Below are 18388 nucleotides of genomic sequence, written 5' to 3' on the forward strand. Positions count from 1 at the left end.
CACGTTGAAGCGGCCAGCATGATAACGATTTTATGCGCGGGTGAAAAAGCGTATTGACTTTTATGTCCTGAACCCGTTAACTAGTACACAAGTTCACAACTAAACGGGTCCTCTCTCATGACGACGATTTTTATGCTTTCTGCAGGCTGGTGGCGCGATGTTTCCCCTGACGGGCGACGTCCAGTCCCTCTTGCGTAAACTGATGCAGAGACCCGGAGCCCGCTTAAAGCGGGCTTTTTTTTAGGCGAATTTCAGAGAGAACATCATGCCAAATGCGAAACCTACAGTGAAGTTGATTACCGGGACCGCGCCTTATCGCGAAGATCCGGCCGCAGTATTTCACCAGTTATGCGGCGCACGTCCGGCAACGCTGCTGCTCGAGTCGGCGGATATCGACAGCAAACAGAATCTGAAGAGCCTGCTGATTGTCGACAGCGCTCTGCGGGTCAGCGCGCTGGGATCCTGCGTGACGGTGCAGGCCCTTTCCGAGAACGGCCGCGCGCTGCTGCCGCTGCTTGATGCGGCACTGCCCGACAGCGTTAAGATTGAACCGCGCCCGGATGGCCGCGAGCTGCACTTCCCGTCCGTCGAGGCGGTGCAGGATGAAGATTCGCGCCTGCAGGCGCTGTCGGTTTTTGACGCGCTGCGCCTTATTCCACAGCTGGTCAATGCGCCAGCGGATGCGCGCGAAGCGGTGCTGCTCGGCGGCCTGTTCGCTTATGACCTGGTGGCGGGCTTTGAAGCGCTGCCCGCGCTGGAGAATCAGCAGCGCTGCCCAGACTACTGTTTCTATCTGGCCGAGACGCTGCTGGTGCTGGATCACCAGACGCGCAGCGCCACGCTGCAGGCAAGCCTGTTCTGCCCTTCCACCAGCGAATTCCAGCGCCTGCAAAGCCGTATCGAGCAGCTGCACGGTCAGATGCTGCAGCCCGCGCCGGCGCTGCCGGTGCAGAAGGTTGAGCGCATGACGCTGAGCCTTAGCCAGAGCGACGAAGACTATTGCGACACCGTACGGCAGATGCAGGAAGCGATTCGCATCGGCGAAATTTTTCAGGTGGTGCCGTCGCGCCGCTTTTCGCTGCCCTGCCCGTCGCCGCTCGCCGCCTATGAGACGCTGAAAAACAGCAACCCCAGCCCCTATATGTTCTTTATGCAGGATCGCGACTTCGCCCTGTTCGGCGCCTCGCCGGAGAGTTCGCTGAAGTATGACGCCACCACGCGCCAGATCGAGATCTACCCGATCGCCGGCACGCGCCCACGCGGCCGACACGCCGACGGCTCGCTGGATCGCGATCTCGACAGCCGCATTGAGCTGGAGATGCGCACCGATCACAAAGAGCTGGCCGAACACCTGATGCTGGTGGACCTGGCGCGCAACGATCTGGCGCGCATCTGCGTGCCGGGCAGCCGCTACGTCGCCGATCTGACCAAGGTCGACCGCTACTCCTTCGTGATGCATCTGGTGTCGCGCGTGGTCGGCACGCTGCGCGAAGACCTCGACGTGCTGCACGCCTATCGCGCCTGTATGAATATGGGCACCCTGAGCGGCGCCCCGAAAGTGCGCGCCATGCAGCTGATCGCCGCGGCGGAAGGCACGCGCCGCGGCAGCTACGGCGGCGCGGTCGGCTACTTTACCGCCAGCGGCGACCTCGACACCTGCATCGTTATTCGTTCTGCCTGGGTGGAAGATGGCGTCGCCACGGTGCAGGCGGGTGCCGGCGTGGTGCTCGACTCTAATCCACAGGCCGAAGCGGACGAAAGCCGTAATAAAGCGCGCGCCGTGCTGCGCGCCATCGCGACCGCCCATCACTGCAAGGAGATTTTCTGATGGCCGATATCCTGCTGCTCGATAACATCGACTCCTTTACCTATAACCTCGTTGACCAGCTGCGAGCCTTCGGCCACAACGTGGTGATCTATCGCAACAACGTCCCGGCGTCGGTACTGACCGAACGGCTGCAGCGCATGGAGAATCCAGTGCTGATGCTGTCACCCGGTCCGGGCGCGCCGAAGGATGCTGGCTGCATGCCGGAGCTGCTGCAGACCCTGCGCGGTCGCCTGCCGATTATCGGCATCTGTCTCGGCCACCAGGCGATTGTCGAAGCCTACGGCGGCCATGTCGGCCAGGCGGGCGAGATCCTGCACGGCAAAGCCTCGGCCGTTAATCACGACGGCGAAGCGATGTTCGCCGGGCTGAGCAATCCGCTGCCGGTGGCGCGCTATCACTCGCTGGTGGGCAGCAATACGCCGGCGGAGCTGACGGTTAACGCCAGCTATAACGGCATGGTGATGGCGGTACGCCACGACGCCGATCGCGTCTGCGGCTTCCAGTTCCATCCGGAATCCATCCTGACCACTCAGGGCGCTCGTCTGCTGGAGCAGACGCTGGCCTGGGCGCTGGCGACATCACAGGGAGAATGATCATGCATGCCATCCTGGAAAAACTTTATCAGGCGCAGTCGCTTACTCAGGGCGAAAGCCATCAGCTGTTCAGCGCTATTATTACCGGTCAGCTGGAGCCCACCCAGCTCGCCGCCGCGCTGATCGCCATGAAGGTGCGCGGCGAATCGCCGCAGGAGATTGCCGGTGCGGCCAGCGCGCTGCTGGAAGATGCCCGGCCTTTTCCGCGGCCGAACTACGCCTTTGCCGATATCGTCGGCACCGGCGGGGACGGCAGCAACAGCATCAATATCTCAACCGCCAGCGCCTTTGTCGCTGCCACCTGCGGGCTGAAAGTGGCGAAGCACGGCAACCGCAGCGTCTCCAGCAAGTCGGGCTCCTCCGATCTGCTGGCGGCGTTCGGCATCAGCCTGGATATGCCCGCTGAGCAGGCGCGCGCGGCGCTGGACGATCTCAACGTCTGCTTCCTGTTCGCGCCGCAGTATCACACCGGCTTTCGCCACGCCATGCCGGTGCGCCAGCAGCTGAAAACCCGCACGCTGTTCAACGTGCTCGGCCCGCTGATCAATCCGGCGCGGCCGCCGCTGGCGGTGATTGGCGTCTACAGTCCCGAGCTGGTGCTGCCGATCGCCCAGACGCTGAAGGTGCTGGGCTACCAGCGCGCCGCGGTGGTACACGGCGGCGGCATGGACGAGGTGGCGCTGCACAGCGAAACCCACGTTGCCGAGCTGCGCGATGGCGAGATCACCCGCTATCAGCTCACGCCGGAAGACTTTGGTTTCGGCTTCCATCCCAAGGAAGCGCTGGCGGGCGGCACGCCGGAAGAAAACCGTGACATTCTGACGCGTTTACTTCAGGGTAATGGCCAGCAGGCCCATGAGGAAGCGGTCGCCGTCAACGTGGCGATGTTATTAAAAGTGTTCGGCCATGAAGATTTGCGTGAAAACGCGCAGCGTGCGCTTCAGGCTATCCGCAGCGGACAGGCCTATGAACGCGTTGTCGCTCTGGCAGCAAGAGGATAACCATGCAAGGTACAATTTTAGAGAAGATTGTTCAGGACAAAGCGCAGTGGGTTGAAGCGCGTAAGGCACAGCAGCCGCTCGCCTCCTTTCAGAATGACGTGCAGCCCGCCTCTCGCAGCTTTTATCATGCGCTGCAGGGTGCCCGCACCGTGTTTATTCTGGAGTGCAAGAAAGCATCCCCTTCTAAAGGGCTGATCCGTGAAGATTTTGATCCGGCGGCTATTGCGGGTATCTATCACCACTACGCCTCTGCCGTATCGGTGCTGACCGATGAGAAATATTTCCAGGGCAGCTTCGATTTTCTGCCGATCGTCAGCGCGGCGCTCACGCAGCCGGTGCTGTGTAAAGACTTTATTATCGACCCTTATCAGATCTATCTGGCGCGCCACTATCAGGCGGACGCAGTGCTGCTGATGCTCTCGGTGCTGAATGATGACGAGTATCGCCAGCTGGCTGCCGTGGCGCACAGCCTGAAGATGGGCGTGCTGACCGAGGTCAGCAACGAAGCGGAGCTGGAGCGCGCCATTGCGCTGGAAGCGAAAGTTGTCGGCATCAATAACCGCGATCTGCGCGATATGTCGATCGATCTCAACCGCACGCGCCAGCTGGCGCCGCGCCTGTCGCACGGCGTCACGGTGATCAGCGAATCGGGCATTCATAACTATGCACAGGTGCGCGAGCTGAGCCACTTCGCTAACGGCTTTCTGATCGGCTCGGCGCTGATGGAAGAGCGCGATCTGGCGGGCGCGGTGCGCCGCGTGCTGCTGGGCGACAACAAAGTGTGCGGCCTGACGCGTGCGGAAGATGCGCGCGCTGCCTTTGAGGCTGGCGCGCTTCACGGCGGCCTGATCTTCGCCGAAGGATCGCCGCGCCGCATCGACGCAGCGCAGGCGCGGCAGGTGATAGCGGGCGCGCCGCTGCGCTACGTGGGCGTGTTCCGCAATGCCGCCATCAGTGACGTTGTCACGCTTGCCGACACCCTTCAGCTCAGCGCCGTTCAGCTGCACGGCGACGAAGATCGCGACTATGTGGCGCAGCTGCGCGCCGCACTTCCGGCCACCGTCGCCATCTGGAAAGCACTGAGCATTCAAAGCGCGCTGCCCGCGCGGGACTGGCCGCACGTCGACCGCTACGTTTTTGACAACTGCAACGGCGGCAGCGGCGAACGTTTTGACTGGTCGCTGCTGCAGGACCAGGAGTTAAGTAATGTGCTGCTTGCTGGCGGCCTGGGGGCGGATAACTGCGTCGAAGCGGCGCGCCTCGGCTGCGCGGGCCTCGACTTCAACTCCGGCGTAGAAAGCGCGCCCGGCATTAAAGATGCCAGCAAAATCGCGGCGGTTTTCCGCACGCTGCGCGCCTACTGATTTGTCAGGTCCGCTGCGGCGGGCCCAAAAGGAAGATATCACCATGACTTTACTGAACCCCTATTTTGGCGACTTTGGCGGCATGTATGTGCCGCAAATCCTGATGCCGGCGCTGCAGCAGCTGGAAGCGGCCTTTGTCGAGGCGCAGAAAGATCCGGCATTTCAGGCGGAATTCACCGACCTGCTGAAAAACTATGCGGGCCGCCCGACGGCGCTGACCCTCTGCAGCAACCTGACCAAAGGCACCAAAACGCGCCTCTACCTGAAGCGCGAAGATCTGCTGCACGGCGGCGCGCACAAAACCAACCAGGTGCTGGGCCAGGCGCTGCTGGCGAAACGCATGGGTAAAAACGAAATTATCGCCGAGACCGGCGCGGGACAGCACGGCGTCGCCTCGGCGCTGGCGTGTGCGCTGCTCGGTATGAAGTGCCGCATCTATATGGGCGCAAAAGATGTGGAGCGTCAGTCGCCCAACGTCTTCCGCATGCGTCTGATGGGCGCAGAGGTGATCCCGGTGCACAGCGGCTCCGCCACCCTGAAGGATGCCTGCAACGAGGCGCTGCGCGACTGGTCCGGCAGCTACGAAACCGCGCACTATATGCTCGGCACCGCCGCCGGTCCACACCCCTTCCCGACCATCGTGCGGGAGTTCCAGCGTATGATCGGCGAAGAGACCAAAGCGCAGATTCTGGAGAAAGAGGGTCGCCTGCCGGATGCGGTTATCGCCTGCGTCGGCGGCGGCTCCAACGCCATTGGCATGTTCGCCGACTTTATCAATGATGAGAGCGTCGGCCTCATCGGCGTCGAACCGGCCGGACACGGCATTGAGTCCGGCGAGCACGGCGCGCCGCTCAAGCATGGCCGCGTCGGCATCTATTTCGGCATGAAGTCGCCGATGATGCAGACCGAAGAGGGTCAGATCGAAGAGTCCTACTCCATCTCCGCCGGGCTCGATTTCCCCTCTGTCGGCCCGCAGCATGCGCACCTTAACAGCATCGGCCGCGCCGACTATGTGTCGATTACCGACAATGAAGCGCTGGCCGCCTTTAAAGCACTCTGCCGCGCGGAAGGCATTATTCCGGCGCTGGAGTCTTCTCACGCCCTTGCCCATGCGCTGAAGATGATCCGCGAGAACCCGGAGAAAGAGCAGCTGCTGGTGGTTAACCTTTCGGGCCGCGGCGATAAAGACATCTTTACCGTTCACGATATTCTGACTGCGCAGGGAGAGATCTGATGGAGCGTTATCAACAGCTGTTTACGCGTTTACAGGCGAGTAAAGAAGGCGCCTTCGTGCCCTTCGTCACGCTGGGCGATCCCTCGCCCGCACTGTCGCTGCAGGTCATCGACGCGCTGGTGGCCGGCGGCGCCGACGCGCTGGAGCTGGGCATCCCCTTCTCCGATCCGCTGGCGGATGGCCCGACCATTCAGAACGCCACCCTGCGCGCCTTCGCGGCTGGCACCACCACCGCGCAGTGCTTCGAGCTGCTCAGCAGCGTGCGTCGCAAATATCCCGATCTGCCCATCGGCCTGCTGATGTACGCCAACCTGGTGTTCGCTAACGGCATCGACGCCTTCTATGCGCGCTGCGCTGAAGCGGGCGTGGACTCGGTGCTGGTAGCGGATGTGCCGGTGGAAGAGTCAGCGCCTTTCCGTCAGGCGGCGCTGCGCCACGGCATCGCGCCGATCTTTATCTGTCCGCCCAACGCCAGCGACGATCTGCTGCGTGAAGTCGCCTCCCACGGCCGCGGCTACACCTATCTGCTGTCGCGCGCAGGGGTGACCGGCGCGGAAAATCGCGCCAGCAGCCTGCCGCTGCAGCGCCTGATCGACAAACTGCGCGAGTATAACGCCGCGCCGCCGCTGCAGGGTTTCGGCATCTCTGAACCCGCGCAGGTGAAAGAGGCGCTCGACGCGGGCGCAGCGGGCGCGATCTCCGGCTCGGCTATCGTGAAGATTATTGAGCAGCACCATGCGCAGCCGGAAGAGATGCTGGCAAAACTGACCGCTTTCGTCAGCAGCCTGAAAGCCGCCACCCGCTGATCTTTTCATGCTCTCTCCGCTGAGGGAGCATGATTTTTCACTCTTTTTTACATCCCGACGTTGCCGCTTTCGCTTTTCCCGCCCACACTTGATTTGCGCGCCGTTATGGTAACGGCGCATCTTGTTCGAGACAGGGAGAGAAGCAATGAAACTGTTTAAAGTCCTTGCAGGCGCACTGGTCGCCGTTGTGGTCGCGCTGACGCTGAGCGCTTGCGCGCCTACCGCGAAGGAAGAAGGCACCGGCGGTTATATCGACGACACGGTGATCACCACCAAAGTCAAAGCACAGCTACTGAATGACGATGAACTCAAATCACGCGAGATTAACGTGGAAACCTTTAAGGGCCGCGTGCAGCTGAGCGGTTTTGTCAGCTCGCCGCAGATGGCCAGCCGCGCGGTAGAAGTGACCCGTACCGTGAAGGGCGTGAAGTCTGTTGTGAACAATATGCAGATAAAATAACCTGAACGCAGAAGCTAAAAGGCCGCGAGCGATTCGCGGCCTTTTTTTATCAGAAGCGGTAACCGGCACCGAAAAAGAAGACAAAAGGATCGATGCGCGTATCGATATTCTGCTGCTTGCCCCCCGCCTTAAACTTCACTTCCGTGTCGATATCCATATACCAGAGCGAGGCGTTCAGCATCCAGTCGCGGTTAATCTGATAGTCGAGCCCGACCTGTCCGGCCACGCCCCATGAATCTTTCACGCTGAGATCGCTTAGCCCTGCATCACGACCGGTCTGATTGAAGTCCGTGTCGAAAAAGGTGGTGTAGTTGATACCCACGCCGACGTAGGGACGCACCTTGCTCTGGCTGTCGAAGAAGTAATACTGCGCCATCAGGGTCGGCGGCAGCTGACGCACCGTCGCCAGGGTGCCGGTCGCGCCCAGGCCTACTTTGTGGCGGAACGGCGTCGCGGCGAGCAGTTCGACGCCGATATTGTCGGTGGCCATCCAGGTAAAGGTCAGGCCGAGCTGGGTATTATTGCTGACGTCGAAGCCGCCCATGCCCAGCACATTATCGGAACCCTCGGTGGGGCGAACCGTGGCGCTGCCCGCGCGCATAAAGAAATCGCCTGCTTCATGAGCCAGAGCCAGTTGCGGCAGAGTCATTGCCAGTAATAAAGCGCATTTTGCCAGTTTCATGATCACTCCTTTGCACAAAAAAAACGGGGGGAATTATGGTGTGACGTTGTGGACAACGTTCTAGCGTGATTTCGCAAAAAATGCACCCTAATCAATCGCAATAAAGCGCTTAAAAAACAATGAATTGATTCAGATCAATTTTAGCCCGGCAGAGTGCGGTGAAATTTCCCTTGAAGAAAGTTAGCGGCATGATTAATTTATTTTTTTCCGTGTTGATTTTGGTTCGATGCCTCAGGAGTGGCGGGCGATCAAATGAGCGATAACATAAATCCTTGCATGACCTGCGGCGCCTGCTGCGCCCATTTCCGCGTCTCTTTCTACTGGGCCGAAGCCGATGACGCCGGCGGCGTCGTTCCGGTCGACCTTACCGAACCGTTAAGCCTGCTGATGCGCAATATGCGCGGCACTAACGCGCGCGAGCCGCGCTGCGTGGCGCTGCAGGGCGAGCCGGGCGGCTGCACCGCCTGCGGCATCTATGCGCAGCGTCCGTCACCCTGTCGTGAATTTGCCATGTCGGGCGAAAACGGCATTTATAATGAAGCCTGCGAGCGCGCCCGCGCTCGCTATGGGCTACCGCCTCTTTTTCACCCTTCTTTACCTTCCATGACAGAAAGTTATCGCGCTGCGGGTGCCAGCGCCGGGCCAGACCATGTACAATCGCCGGGTTAATCAACCCGGTTCCACCAAGGAGAGTACATGTCTATCACGGCAAGCTCGTTATACCGTGACACAGGAAATTTTTTCCGCCACCAGCTGCTGACCATCGTGCTGATGTCGTTACTGACGGCGTTTATCACGGTCATTCTGGTGCACGCCTTTACCCCAGGCGGCGACCAGCTGGCCCAGCTCCAGCAGAGCGATAGCAGCGCCTCTTCGCTGTTTGAGCTGGTGCAAAATATGTCGCCTGAGCAGCAGCGAATTCTGCTGCGCGCCTCTGCGGCCGGCACCTTCTCTGCGCTGATCGGCAATACGCTGCTGCTGGGCGGCATGCTCTGCCTGATCCCGATGGTCTCCGCCGGACAGCGCATCAGCGCGCTGCGTGCCATCGGCGCGTCCGCGCCGCTGCTGCCGAAGCTGCTGCTGCAAACCTTTCTGATCACCCTGGTGGTGCAGCTCGGCTTTATGGTACTGATGGTGCCAGGCATTATGCTGGCGATCCTGCTGTCGCTGTCGCCGGTAATACTGGCGAGCGAAAAAAGCGGTATTTTCGCCTCAATGCGCGCCAGCTGCCGTCTGGCATGGAAAAATGTCAGGCTCATCGCCCCGGCGATTATTCTCTGGCTGCTGGCGAAAATGGCGCTGCTGTTCGCCTCCTCCTCGCTGACGGCGCTGCCGGATAACGTGCTGGCCATCGCCATTACGGCGATCGGTAACCTGATCTCCGCCCTGCTGATTATCTATCTCTTCCGGCTCTATATGCTGGTTCGTTAAGCACGCTGCGCCCTGCGGGGCGCGCGGCTTTGTGTTGTTTTCGCTGAACTGGAATGACTATGAAGCAGTTACTCGATTTCCTTCCCTTAGTGGTCTTCTTTATTTTCTATAAGCTTTACGACATTTTCGTCGCGTCTGGCGCGCTGATTGTCGCGACCGGCCTCGCGCTGGTGGTGAGCTGGGTGCTCTACCGTAAGCTGGAAAAAATGACCATTTTTACCTTCGCCCTGGTCGCGATATTCGGCACCCTGACGCTGGTTTTCCATAACGATGAGTTTATTAAATGGAAAGTCACGGTGATCTACAGCCTGTTTGCGCTGGCGCTGCTCTACAGCCAGTTCTTTATGGCGCAGCCGCTGATCAAAAGCCTGCTGGGCAAAGAGATCCAGCTGCCGGAAAGCAGCTGGCGCCGTCTGAATGTCGCCTGGGCGATCTTTTTCCTCGCCTGCGGCCTGGCAAATATCTACGTCGCGTTTTGGTTGCCCGAAGCCTTTTGGGTTAACTTTAAGGTATTCGGTCTGACCGCACTTACCCTGCTGTTTACCCTGCTTAGCGGACTCTACATCTGGCGACAGATGCCGCAACAAGAAGAAAAATAAACGCGGCCTGGTGCAGTACAGACCGGGCCTCACGGGCGCAGCGCGCCTTCACCTGCATAAGAAGTCGAGCAATGGGCGAAAGACATAAGCTGCCGCAAGGCGAAATGGTGTTGCGTACCCTGGCGATGCCGGCGGACACCAACGCTAATGGCGATATTTTCGGCGGCTGGCTGATGTCGCAGATGGATATCGGCGGTGCCATTCTGGCGAAGGAGATCGCGGAGGGACGCGTCGTAACGGTGCGCGTTGACGGCATGTCATTTCTCAAGCCGGTAGCGGTCGGCGATGTGGTGAGCTGCCATGCGCGCTGCATCCGCACCGGCAACAGTTCCATGACCATCAACGTCGAGGTGTGGATTAAAAAGGTGTCATCGGAGCCGATTGGCCAGACCTACTGCGCTACCGAGGCGGTGTTTATCTATGTTGCCGTGGATAGCGAAGGCAAATCGCGCCCGCTGCCGCCGGGACGCGCGAACCTCGAACCGGCGGAGTAGTGAAAAGCGGTCAGATGACCGCTTTTTTTTATTCGATGCTGGAACCGCCGTTGATTCTGAAGACGATATTCATCTTCAGATTTTTGCCGGGGCGGCCGGGCTGATAGCGCCACTGCTTCATCGCCTGCTTAACATCGCGCTCGAACATATTGCGCGGCTGCGCGGAGAGAATGGTGATATTTTCCACCCGCCCGTCGTCGCCGACGTCAAACTGCACCTGCACGCGCCCTTCAATGCGCAGCGCCTGCGCGCGCATAGGATAGCCCGGCTTCGCCACGCTAATCGCCTTCGGCCCCTGCGAGGTTGACTGCGAGGAGGTGGGGGCCGGACTGGCTTTGGGCGCGGTCGTCGGCTTCGTCTGGCTGGCCGGCGCGTCCTGTTTAAACGGGTTCGCCTGCGGTTTCGCCTCCTGGCGCGGTTTCACCTCGCGCTTGTGCTCCACTTTCGGTTTCGGTTTGGGCTTTGGTTTGGGTTTCGGCTGCGGCACCGGGCTCGGCACAGGCTCGGCCCTGGGCGGCTCCGGTACGGGCTGAGGTTCCGGCACGGGTTCTGGCTCAGGCTGGGGCGTCGGCTGCGGCTGCTCAACGACAGGCGCGGGTTCAGGCTGCACTTCCGGCGCGACCAGGCTGACGCTGATCGGCTGCGATAGTCTGGGTACGTTGATTACCTGATGAAACGAGGCATAGAGAATGCCGGCGATAACTGAACCGTGCAGAACAACGGAGAGCAGCACGGAAACAGGCGTACGTTTTAAAATGGGCATCGTCAACGTGGTCATAACAGTCGCAGTCAGAGAATGAAGCTGTGATTTTAAATGCAAATAGCAATCAGTTTCAATAACTGCCGGAAAATGGTCAGAAAACGCCGTTTTTTAACCAGGCCTGCTTCGCCTTATCCATTAGGCCATCTTTCGTTTGCACTCTTATTTCCGATCCCTTACCGTGTTGCGAAAATATGATGAGCCAATGGGGGCTTTCAAGTGCTGTACATCATCTACGCCGAAGATACCGCTGATTCTCTGGAAAAACGCACCTCGGTGCGCCCTGCCCATCTGGCTCGCCTGCAGCTGCTGCAGGATGAAGGCCGCCTGGTCATTGCCGGACCGATGCCCGCTGTCGACAGCAACGATCCTGGCGTCGCCGGATTTACCGGTTCAGCTATCATCGCGGAGTTCAGTTCGCAGGAAGCGGCGCAGGCATGGGCAGAGGCGGATCCCTACATCGCGGCCGGCGTTTACAAAAACGTCTCGGTTAAGCCCTTCAAACGCGTCTTCTGATCCTTAGCCCGATGCTGTCACTACGGCTTCCGCGTCCGCGCAGAAGCCTTTTTTATTTTCAGAAGGGAGTGAAGGCTATGCAATGGCTGGTGATTGCGCTACTGGTGCTGGCGATCGGGCTGATCGTTAATGCGCTGCTGATCTGGCGCCGTGACGGCTGGAGAGAGAAAAAGCAGCTTATTGTAATGATGATCGTGATCGCCGCGGCGGCGCAGCTGGTGAATGTGGTGCTGGTTACCCGCCAGCTTTAAGGCGAAACGTCAGCCTTTTGTAAAGAATATGCTGGCCTGACATTAAGGATTTTCTCAATAACCGTTATACTGCGCCTCTTTTGAACGCTACGGCGCGGATTCGTTATGGAAAATAAACAGATAAATTCTGTTCAGGCATTGCGAGGCATCGCTGCGCTTGCTGTTCTGGCCTTTCACTATCGCTATACCATCAATATGCAGTTTCCTGGCATGGGCGATCGCCTGTTCGGCTGGGGCGCTATTGGGGTTGATCTTTTCTTTGCCCTTAGCGGTTTCGTAATCACACTCTCTGTTTCGCGAATGTCTACCGGGCCACAGGCAGCATGGCGCTTTATTCAGCGTCGTCTGCTACGTTTACTGCCAGCCTATTATCTGTTGCTGTTACTCAGCTTTGCACTGGGCGGCGGCATGAGTCTTTTACACTACCAGGATAAGCTCGATAACCTTATCAGCGCACTGACATTCACCACCGTCAGCGCTGATAATGGCCCTTTTTACGTAGATGATTCTGGGTTGTACGGTATTCGATGGACGCTCAATTATGAGATGTGGTTTTACCTGCTGATGGCCTGCAGCCTGTTGCTGCGCCACCGCTGGATAATGCTCGCCGCGCTGTTAACAGCCTCGCTGATCCTTTTCCCGTTATCACAGGGCCAGACGTTATCGCTTCAGACGCAGGGTTACGCATTTCGCCACGGTATGCTCAACCTGATAACCAATCCTGTTATCTGGGAGTTTGCGGCCGGTGTCGCGGCAGGACTTGCCTGGCCCAGGCTGCTGCGTTTACCGGCGCTTGTTCGTCGGCTGATGCTTATCGCTATTCTGCTCTGGACGATCTGGCATATTGTCGATCGGTCGCATGTGGCGCACGGCCTCACCTACTCCGGTGGCATAGTCAGCCTGCTGCTCATCGCGGTAGCGATCAATGACGATTTACTGACCAGGCTGACGCCGCGCCTGTTGATTTGGCTGGGCGATATCTCTTATTCGCTCTACCTGATCCATAACGTCATTATGCGTATGGTAGATAAAAGGATTCCTGTACACGGCGTAATGCAGTTTCTTGTCGCGCTGGCCATCTCTTTGCTTGTCGCCTGGCTGTCGCAGCGCTATATCGAACCGCTGGGATATCGACTCTTTGCCTCCCGATCGGGTCGGATGAAAACAGCATAAAACAAAGCCGCCCTTGAGGCGGCTCTGGTCAGGCATTCTGCGTAATAAACAGAATCGAACGGCGCTGCTGCTGCGCCAGCTGATGACGAATCGCATGGATCCGGCTGTAGCGACGCGACTGACCTTCCAGCCAGCGGGCGCGACGGCGATGCGCCTGCCGCAACATTCTCCAGCGCGCTACTTCATTTCTGCTTTTTCTCATCACCTTCTCTCCAGCTTCGACATCACGCGGCCGCATTATAAAGATCTCCACGCTAATGCCAACTCGGATCTCTTATCGATCCCGGCGGCGATTGGGGGTTTCGTTGTCGCCTGCCAGCACGTAAACTTCTCTGACCAAGCGCGAACGGGATGTCCACTTAATGACCACCTTTTACACTTTAATCAGTTGGTTGCTGCTGTTTGGCTACTGGTTGCTGATTGCCGGCGTCACGCTACGCATATTGATGAAGCGCCGCACGGTGACGTCCGCCATGGCCTGGCTGCTGATTATCTATATCCTGCCTCTGGTGGGCATCATTGCGTATCTCTCGTTCGGCGAGCTCCATCTGGGGAAGCGGCGTGCGGAGCGCGCGCGCACCATGTGGCCCGCGACGGCGAAATGGCTGAGCGATCTGAAACAGCGTAGCCATATTTTTGCCACCGAACACAGCGACGTAGCGCGTTCGCTGTTCCAGCTTTGCCAGAATCGCCAGGGCATCGCCGGCGTAAAGGGCAATCAGCTGCAGCTGCTCACCAGTTCGGACGACGTGATGCATGCGCTTATCCGCGATATCCAGCTGGCGCGCCACAATATCGAGATGGTGTTCTATATCTGGCATCCCGGCGGGCTGGCGGACGAAGTCGCTGAGTCCCTGATGGCGGCGTCGCGGCGCGGCGTACACTGTCGCCTGATGCTTGACTCGGCGGGCAGCGTCACCTTTTTCCGCAGCCCCTGGGTCGGCATGATGCGCAATGCCGGCATTGATGTGGTGGAGGCGCTGCAGGTCAGCCTGCTGCGCGTGTTTCTGCGCCGCATGGATCTGCGCCAGCACCGCAAGGTCGTACTGATCGATAACTATATCGCCTATACCGGCAGCATGAACCTGGTGGATCCGCGCTATTTTAAGCAGGATGCGGGCGTCGGCCAGTGGGTCGACCTGATGGCGAGGATGGAAGGTCCGGTCGCGACCACCATGGGCATCGTCTACAGCTGCGACTGGGAGATTGAAACCGGCAAGCGCATCCTGCCGCCGCCGCCCGACGGCAATATTATGCCGTTCGAACGCGAGAGCGGCCATACGGTACAGGTCATCGCGTCGGGGCCGGGCTTCCCGGAGGATATGATCCATCAGGCGCTGCTTACCGCCGTCTATTCGGCGCGCGAGCAGCTGATTATGACCACCCCCTACTTTGTACCAAGCGACGATCTGCTGCACGCCATCTGCACGGCGGCGCTGCGCGGCGTCGAGGTGAGCATTATCGTGCCGCGCCACAACGATTCGCTGCTGGTGGGCTGGGCGAGCCGCGCCTTTTTCAGCGAGCTGCTGGAGGCGGGCGTCAGGATCTATCAGTTTGAAGACGGCTTGCTGCACACCAAGAGCGTACTGGTAGATGGACAGCTCAGCCTGGTCGGCACGGTCAATCTCGATATGCGCAGCCTGTGGCTCAATTTTGAAATTACGCTGGTGGTGGACGACGCCGGCTTCGGCAGCGATTTAGCCTGCGTGCAGGATGACTATATTGCGCGTTCGCGTCTGCTGGATGGAAAACGCTGGTCAAAACGTGCCTGGTGGCAGCGCATTGTTGAACGACTGTTTTACTTCTTTAGCCCTTTACTGTAAAACGAGCGGAAATTGCAACGCGCCTCAGGGCAGACAGGACCGATCATGGATTTAAATAATCGCCTTACCGAAGACGAAACGCTGGAACAGGCTTACGACATTTTTCTTGAACTGGCAGGCGACAACCTCGATCCGGCGGATATTATTCTTTTCAACCTGCAGTTTGAAGAGCGCGGCGGCGCCGAGCTGTTCGATCCGTCAGAAGACTGGAAGGAGCACGTCGATTTCGATCTTAACCCGGACTTCTTCTCTGAGGTGGTGATTGGACTGGGGGAAGCGGACGGCGAGCCGATTACCGACGTTTTCGCGCGCGTGCTGCTGTGCCGCGAGAAAGATCACAAGCTGTGCCATATTCTCTGGCGCGAATAAGCGCGCTGACCCGCTGGTCAGCGTGATCAAATGTTAAAACGCCGGGCAGCTGCCCGGCGTTTTTTATTACAGCGGATCCACCTTCAGGCAGGAGACCGCATGGCGGAAACTCCCCTCCAGCAGCGGACGCGTTTTGGCGCACTCCGGTCCGGCGATGGGGCAGCGCGTGCGGAACACGCAGCCTGAAGGCGGGTTAATCGGCGACGGCAGCTCCCCTTCCAGCAGCTGAATCTGCTTATTCTTCTCCAGATCTGGATCGGGGATGGGCACCGCCGACATCAGCGCGCGCGTGTAGGGATGCTGCGGATTGTTGTAGACCGCATCGTAGGTGCCCAGCTCGACCGCATGGCCGAGATACATCACCAGCACGCGGTCAGAGATATGCTTCACCACCGCCAGATCGTGCGCGATAAAGATCAGCGACAGCCCCATCTCGCGCTGCAGCTGCTGCAGCAGATTGACCACCTGCGCCTGAATCGAGACGTCGAGCGCGGAGACCGGCTCGTCGCAGATAATCAGCTTCGGTTCGAGGATCAGCGCGCGCGCGATGCCGATACGCTGGCACTGTCCGCCTGAGAACTCATGCGGATAGCGGTTGATCAGGTTCGGCAGCAGGCCAACTTTCATCATCATGTTTTTGACGCGGTCTTTTACTTCCTGACGCGGCATCTTCGGATGATAGGTGCGCAGCGGCTCGGCGATGATATCGCCGATGGTCATGCGCGGGTTCAGCGAGGCCAGCGGATCCTGGAAGATCATCTGGATGTCGCTGCGCGCCTTGCGCCACTCCTCTTCGCTCTGCCCGAGCAGATCGCGCCCCAGCCAGGCGACGCGGCCGTCGGTGGCCTTCACCAGCCCGATAATGGCGCGCGCCAGGGTCGATTTGCCGCAGCCAGACTCGCCAACCACGCCCAGGGTTTCGCCTTCGTAAAGGCGCAGGCTGACGCCGTCCACCGCCTTGAGGGATTTCGGCGGCTGCCAGAACCACTGGCGCCCATCTTTAATGTCGAAATGCACCTTGAGATCGGCGATTTCCAGCAGAACTTTTTTCTCAGCGACGGTACTCATACTAACTCCTCCACCGGCTTAAAGCAGGCGCGCAGGCGCCCTTCGCCAAACGGCAGCAGCGGCGGCGCCTGGGTGCAGATCGGCATCGCATGCGGACAGCGCGGCTGGAACGGACAGCCCTGCGGCAGACGCAGCAGGTTCGGCGGGTTGCCGGGAATAGTGGTCAGGCTTTCGCCCTCGGCGTCCAGACGCGGCACCGCGCTCAGCAGCCCAATCGAATAGGGATGCGCGGGCTGGTAGAAGACGTCGCGCGCGCGGCCATACTCCATGGTGCGGCCGGCATACATCACCAGCACCTTGTCGCAGATGCCCGCCACTACGCCCAGATCGTGGGTGATCATGATAATCGCGGTATTGAACTCGCGCTTCAGCTCATTCAGCAGCGTCATGATCTGCGCCTGAACGGTAACGTCAAGCGCCGTGGTCGGTTCATCGGCAATCAGCAGCTTAGGCCGGCAGAGCAGCGCCATCGCGATCATCACGCGCTGGCGCATACCGCCGGAAAACTCATGGGGGAACATCTTCATGCGCTTGCGTGCTTCCGGCATTTTCACCGCGTCGAGCATGCGCACCGACTCCTCGAACGCCTGCGCACTGCTCATCCCTTTATGCAGCTTCAGCACTTCCATCAGCTGATCGCCGACGCGCATATAGGGATTAAGCGAGGTCATGGGATCCTGGAAGATCATCGCTATCTGCTCGGCGCGCAGCTTATTCAGCGCCTTCTCCGGCAGGTTGAGGATCTCCTTGCCGTTGAACAGCGCCGTACCGCCGATACGGCCGTTTTTCGCCAGCAGTCCCATCAGGGCGAATGCCGTCTGCGACTTGCCGGAACCCGACTCGCCGACGATGCCCAGGGTTTCGCCGGCGCGCAGCGAGAAGTTCAGGTCGTTGACCGCCGTCACGTCGCCGTCGTGAGTCTGGAAAGTGACGCGCAGATCTTTAACTTCCAGTAACAGGTCGCTTCCCGCGCGGGCAGCCATCGCCGGCTGAAATTCATGAATGGTCATCGGGAAACTCCTTAACGATCTTTCGGGTCGAGGGCGTCACGCAGACCATCGCCGATAAAGTTGAAACAGAACAGCGTCACCACCAGAAAACCGGCCGGGAACAGCAGCAGCCATGGTGACACTTCCATCGAGTTGGCACCATCGCTGAGCAGCGCGCCCCAGCTGCTTAACGGCTCCTGAGTGCCGAGGCCGAGGAAGCTCAGGAAAGATTCAAACAGGATCATACTCGGCACCAGCAGCGAGGCGTAAACCACCACCACGCCCAGCACGTTCGGCACGATATGGCGCAGCACGATGCTGGCGGTAGAAACGCCGCCGACGTGGGCCGCTTCGATGAACTCTTTACGCTTCAGCCCCAGCGTCTGGCCGCGCACGATACGCGCCATGTCGAGCCAGGAGACCATGCCAATTGCGGCGAAGATCAGCAGGATATTGCGGCCGAAAAAGGTCACCAGCAGGATCACAAAGAACATAAACGGGAAGGAGTTCAGGATCTCCAGAATACGCATCATCACCGAGTCGATTTTGCCGCCGAGATAGCCGGCGATCGAGCCGTAAAGCGTGCCGACAATCACCGCGATCAGCGCCGAAGCGATGCCTACCATCAGCGAGATGCGTCCGCCAATGGCGACGCGCACCAGCAGATCGCGCCCGGAGGAGTCGGTGCCGAACCAGTGGCCGGAGGTGGTATCCGGCGGCGCAGACATCATGCCCCAGTCGGTATCGTCATAGCTGAACTGAGCGAACATCGGGACGAAAATAACAAATAGCGTAATCAGCACCAGTACCAGCAGGCTGATCAGCGCCGCACGGTTATGGATAAAACGGCGACGCGCATCCTGCCACAGGCTGCGCCCTTCTACCTCGAGCTTTTCGCTGAAGGCGTCAAGAGCTTCGCTGTTTTTCTTACTCAACATCATCGCGGG

The 18388-nt window shown here is 59.4% G+C and carries 20 protein-coding genes and 1 pseudogene; 15 read left to right on the forward strand and 6 right to left on the reverse strand.

From position 1 onward, the window contains the following. The first annotated feature begins 265 nt into the window (after positions 1 to 265). The 6 genes and pseudogenes from MHZ97_RS17425 to MHZ97_RS17450 all read left to right on the forward strand — a co-directional run bounded on the left by MHZ97_RS17425 (position 266) and on the right by MHZ97_RS17450 (position 7286). Positions 266 to 1828 (forward strand): anthranilate synthase component 1, encoded by a 1563-nt coding sequence (locus tag MHZ97_RS17425; RefSeq protein WP_103795977.1) that lies wholly within the window; start codon positions 266 to 268, stop codon positions 1826 to 1828. Further along, a pseudogene (trpD, locus tag MHZ97_RS17430) lies at positions 1828 to 3422 on the forward strand (bifunctional anthranilate synthase glutamate amidotransferase component TrpG/anthranilate phosphoribosyltransferase TrpD). The gene MHZ97_RS17425 and the pseudogene trpD overlap by 1 nt, the downstream one beginning before the upstream one ends. 2 nt (positions 3423 to 3424) lie before the next feature. After that, positions 3425 to 4786, forward strand: coding sequence for a bifunctional indole-3-glycerol-phosphate synthase TrpC/phosphoribosylanthranilate isomerase TrpF (gene trpCF, locus MHZ97_RS17435; protein ID WP_239315246.1), 1362 nt, complete (start codon positions 3425 to 3427; stop codon positions 4784 to 4786). A gap of 43 nt (positions 4787 to 4829) precedes the next feature. Continuing rightward, positions 4830 to 6020: a tryptophan synthase subunit beta gene (trpB, locus tag MHZ97_RS17440; RefSeq protein WP_103795981.1), complete on the forward strand. Its 1191-nt coding sequence runs from the start codon at positions 4830 to 4832 to the stop codon at positions 6018 to 6020. Next, entirely contained in the window at positions 6020 to 6826 is an 807-nt protein-coding gene (trpA, locus tag MHZ97_RS17445) for a tryptophan synthase subunit alpha (protein ID WP_103795982.1), read from the forward strand. Before trpB ends, trpA begins: the two co-directional genes overlap by 1 nt. A gap of 145 nt (positions 6827 to 6971) precedes the next feature. Beyond that, positions 6972 to 7286 (forward strand): BON domain-containing protein, encoded by a 315-nt coding sequence (locus tag MHZ97_RS17450; protein ID WP_103795983.1) that lies wholly within the window; start codon positions 6972 to 6974, stop codon positions 7284 to 7286. 49 nt (positions 7287 to 7335) lie between these two features. Here the strand turns inward: MHZ97_RS17450 and ompW are convergent, their stop codons facing one another. Next, a complete protein-coding gene (gene ompW / locus MHZ97_RS17455; protein ID WP_239315247.1) occupies positions 7336 to 7968 on the reverse strand; it encodes an outer membrane protein OmpW in 633 nt (210 codons plus the stop codon). A 252-nt stretch (positions 7969 to 8220) separates the two neighbouring features. On the opposite strand from ompW, the gene MHZ97_RS17460 reads away from it, so the two are divergent. The 4 genes from MHZ97_RS17460 (at position 8221) to yciA (ending at position 10492) form a co-directional block, all read left to right on the forward strand. After that, entirely contained in the window at positions 8221 to 8637 is a 417-nt protein-coding gene (locus tag MHZ97_RS17460) for a YkgJ family cysteine cluster protein (RefSeq protein WP_103795985.1), read from the forward strand. A 27-nt stretch (positions 8638 to 8664) separates the two neighbouring features. After that, on the forward strand, positions 8665 to 9399 hold the full coding sequence (locus tag MHZ97_RS17465; protein WP_103795986.1) for a YciC family protein: 735 nt from the start codon (positions 8665 to 8667) through the stop codon (positions 9397 to 9399). Positions 9400 to 9458: 59 nt separating this feature from the next. Next, positions 9459 to 9998 (forward strand): septation protein A, encoded by a 540-nt coding sequence (locus MHZ97_RS17470; protein WP_103795987.1) that lies wholly within the window; start codon positions 9459 to 9461, stop codon positions 9996 to 9998. A gap of 71 nt (positions 9999 to 10069) precedes the next feature. Further along, complete coding sequence (yciA, locus tag MHZ97_RS17475) at positions 10070 to 10492, forward strand: acyl-CoA thioester hydrolase YciA (RefSeq protein ID WP_239315248.1); 423 nt, start codon at positions 10070 to 10072, stop codon at positions 10490 to 10492. Positions 10493 to 10520: 28 nt separating this feature from the next. Here yciA and tonB read toward each other — a convergent pair whose 3' ends face one another. Continuing rightward, positions 10521 to 11270: a TonB system transport protein TonB gene (gene tonB, locus MHZ97_RS17480; protein ID WP_239315249.1), complete on the reverse strand. Its 750-nt coding sequence runs from the start codon at positions 11268 to 11270 to the stop codon at positions 10521 to 10523. A gap of 201 nt (positions 11271 to 11471) precedes the next feature. On the opposite strand from tonB, the gene MHZ97_RS17485 reads away from it, so the two are divergent. The 3 genes from MHZ97_RS17485 (at position 11472) to MHZ97_RS17495 (ending at position 13192) form a co-directional block, all read left to right on the forward strand. Then, positions 11472 to 11768 (forward strand): YciI family protein, encoded by a 297-nt coding sequence (locus MHZ97_RS17485; RefSeq protein ID WP_103795990.1) that lies wholly within the window; start codon positions 11472 to 11474, stop codon positions 11766 to 11768. 77 nt (positions 11769 to 11845) lie between these two features. After that, positions 11846 to 12019, forward strand: coding sequence for a hypothetical protein (locus MHZ97_RS17490; RefSeq protein WP_199187321.1), 174 nt, complete (start codon positions 11846 to 11848; stop codon positions 12017 to 12019). A gap of 105 nt (positions 12020 to 12124) precedes the next feature. Further along, complete coding sequence (locus MHZ97_RS17495) at positions 12125 to 13192, forward strand: acyltransferase (protein ID WP_239315250.1); 1068 nt, start codon at positions 12125 to 12127, stop codon at positions 13190 to 13192. Positions 13193 to 13220: 28 nt separating this feature from the next. Here MHZ97_RS17495 and MHZ97_RS17500 read toward each other — a convergent pair whose 3' ends face one another. Continuing rightward, positions 13221 to 13394, reverse strand: a complete 174-nt coding sequence (locus MHZ97_RS17500) for a YciY family protein (RefSeq protein WP_146053829.1) — start codon at positions 13392 to 13394, stop codon at positions 13221 to 13223. A 160-nt stretch (positions 13395 to 13554) separates the two neighbouring features. On the opposite strand from MHZ97_RS17500, the gene cls reads away from it, so the two are divergent. Then, positions 13555 to 15015 carry a cardiolipin synthase gene (cls, locus tag MHZ97_RS17505; RefSeq protein ID WP_103795991.1) on the forward strand — a complete coding sequence of 487 codons (1461 nt, stop codon included), beginning with the start codon at positions 13555 to 13557 and terminating at the stop codon, positions 15013 to 15015. 45 nt (positions 15016 to 15060) lie between these two features. After that, the gene (locus MHZ97_RS17510) at positions 15061 to 15384 is read left to right on the forward strand and encodes an HI1450 family dsDNA-mimic protein (protein ID WP_033746744.1); all 324 of its coding nucleotides are present in this window, start codon (positions 15061 to 15063) and stop codon (positions 15382 to 15384) included. A 66-nt stretch (positions 15385 to 15450) separates the two neighbouring features. Here the strand turns inward: MHZ97_RS17510 and oppF are convergent, their stop codons facing one another. From oppF to oppC, 3 genes are read right to left on the reverse strand one after another with little or no spacing between them, the layout of a single operon-like run. Then, positions 15451 to 16452 carry a murein tripeptide/oligopeptide ABC transporter ATP binding protein OppF gene (gene oppF / locus MHZ97_RS17515; RefSeq protein WP_033746742.1) on the reverse strand — a complete coding sequence of 334 codons (1002 nt, stop codon included), beginning with the start codon at positions 16450 to 16452 and terminating at the stop codon, positions 15451 to 15453. Further along, positions 16449 to 17462 carry an ABC transporter ATP-binding protein gene (locus tag MHZ97_RS17520; RefSeq protein ID WP_103795992.1) on the reverse strand — a complete coding sequence of 338 codons (1014 nt, stop codon included), beginning with the start codon at positions 17460 to 17462 and terminating at the stop codon, positions 16449 to 16451. The genes oppF and MHZ97_RS17520 overlap by 4 nt, the downstream gene beginning before the upstream one ends. An 11-nt stretch (positions 17463 to 17473) precedes the next feature. Continuing rightward, on the reverse strand, positions 17474 to 18382 hold the full coding sequence (oppC, locus tag MHZ97_RS17525) for an oligopeptide ABC transporter permease OppC (protein ID WP_103795993.1): 909 nt from the start codon (positions 18380 to 18382) through the stop codon (positions 17474 to 17476). Between the last annotated feature and the right edge of the window lie 6 nt (positions 18383 to 18388).

This window comes from Pantoea sp. ACRSC (assembly GCF_022346785.1).
GTDB classification, from domain to species: domain Bacteria; phylum Pseudomonadota; class Gammaproteobacteria; order Enterobacterales; family Enterobacteriaceae; genus Pantoea; species Pantoea alvi.

Coding starts and splice junctions, on each gene's coding strand:
- MHZ97_RS17490 (WP_199187321.1), top strand. CDS start 11,846: ATGCAATGGCTGGTGATTGCGCTACTGGTGCTGGCGATCGGGCTGATC.
- tonB (WP_239315249.1), bottom strand. CDS start 11,270: ATGACCACGTTGACGATGCCCATTTTAAAACGTACGCCTGTTTCCGTG.
- cls (WP_103795991.1), top strand. CDS start 13,555: ATGACCACCTTTTACACTTTAATCAGTTGGTTGCTGCTGTTTGGCTAC.
- MHZ97_RS17425 (WP_103795977.1), top strand. CDS start 266: ATGCCAAATGCGAAACCTACAGTGAAGTTGATTACCGGGACCGCGCCT.
- MHZ97_RS17470 (WP_103795987.1), top strand. CDS start 9,459: ATGAAGCAGTTACTCGATTTCCTTCCCTTAGTGGTCTTCTTTATTTTC.
- MHZ97_RS17520 (WP_103795992.1), bottom strand. CDS start 17,462: ATGACCATTCATGAATTTCAGCCGGCGATGGCTGCCCGCGCGGGAAGC.
- MHZ97_RS17450 (WP_103795983.1), top strand. CDS start 6,972: ATGAAACTGTTTAAAGTCCTTGCAGGCGCACTGGTCGCCGTTGTGGTC.
- trpB (WP_103795981.1), top strand. CDS start 4,830: ATGACTTTACTGAACCCCTATTTTGGCGACTTTGGCGGCATGTATGTG.
- MHZ97_RS17495 (WP_239315250.1), top strand. CDS start 12,125: ATGGAAAATAAACAGATAAATTCTGTTCAGGCATTGCGAGGCATCGCT.
- MHZ97_RS17465 (WP_103795986.1), top strand. CDS start 8,665: ATGTCTATCACGGCAAGCTCGTTATACCGTGACACAGGAAATTTTTTC.
- trpCF (WP_239315246.1), top strand. CDS start 3,425: ATGCAAGGTACAATTTTAGAGAAGATTGTTCAGGACAAAGCGCAGTGG.
- MHZ97_RS17460 (WP_103795985.1), top strand. CDS start 8,221: ATGAGCGATAACATAAATCCTTGCATGACCTGCGGCGCCTGCTGCGCC.
- oppF (WP_033746742.1), bottom strand. CDS start 16,452: ATGAGTACCGTCGCTGAGAAAAAAGTTCTGCTGGAAATCGCCGATCTC.
- MHZ97_RS17510 (WP_033746744.1), top strand. CDS start 15,061: ATGGATTTAAATAATCGCCTTACCGAAGACGAAACGCTGGAACAGGCT.
- yciA (WP_239315248.1), top strand. CDS start 10,070: ATGGGCGAAAGACATAAGCTGCCGCAAGGCGAAATGGTGTTGCGTACC.
- trpA (WP_103795982.1), top strand. CDS start 6,020: ATGGAGCGTTATCAACAGCTGTTTACGCGTTTACAGGCGAGTAAAGAA.
- oppC (WP_103795993.1), bottom strand. CDS start 18,382: ATGATGTTGAGTAAGAAAAACAGCGAAGCTCTTGACGCCTTCAGCGAA.
- MHZ97_RS17500 (WP_146053829.1), bottom strand. CDS start 13,394: ATGAGAAAAAGCAGAAATGAAGTAGCGCGCTGGAGAATGTTGCGGCAG.
- ompW (WP_239315247.1), bottom strand. CDS start 7,968: ATGAAACTGGCAAAATGCGCTTTATTACTGGCAATGACTCTGCCGCAA.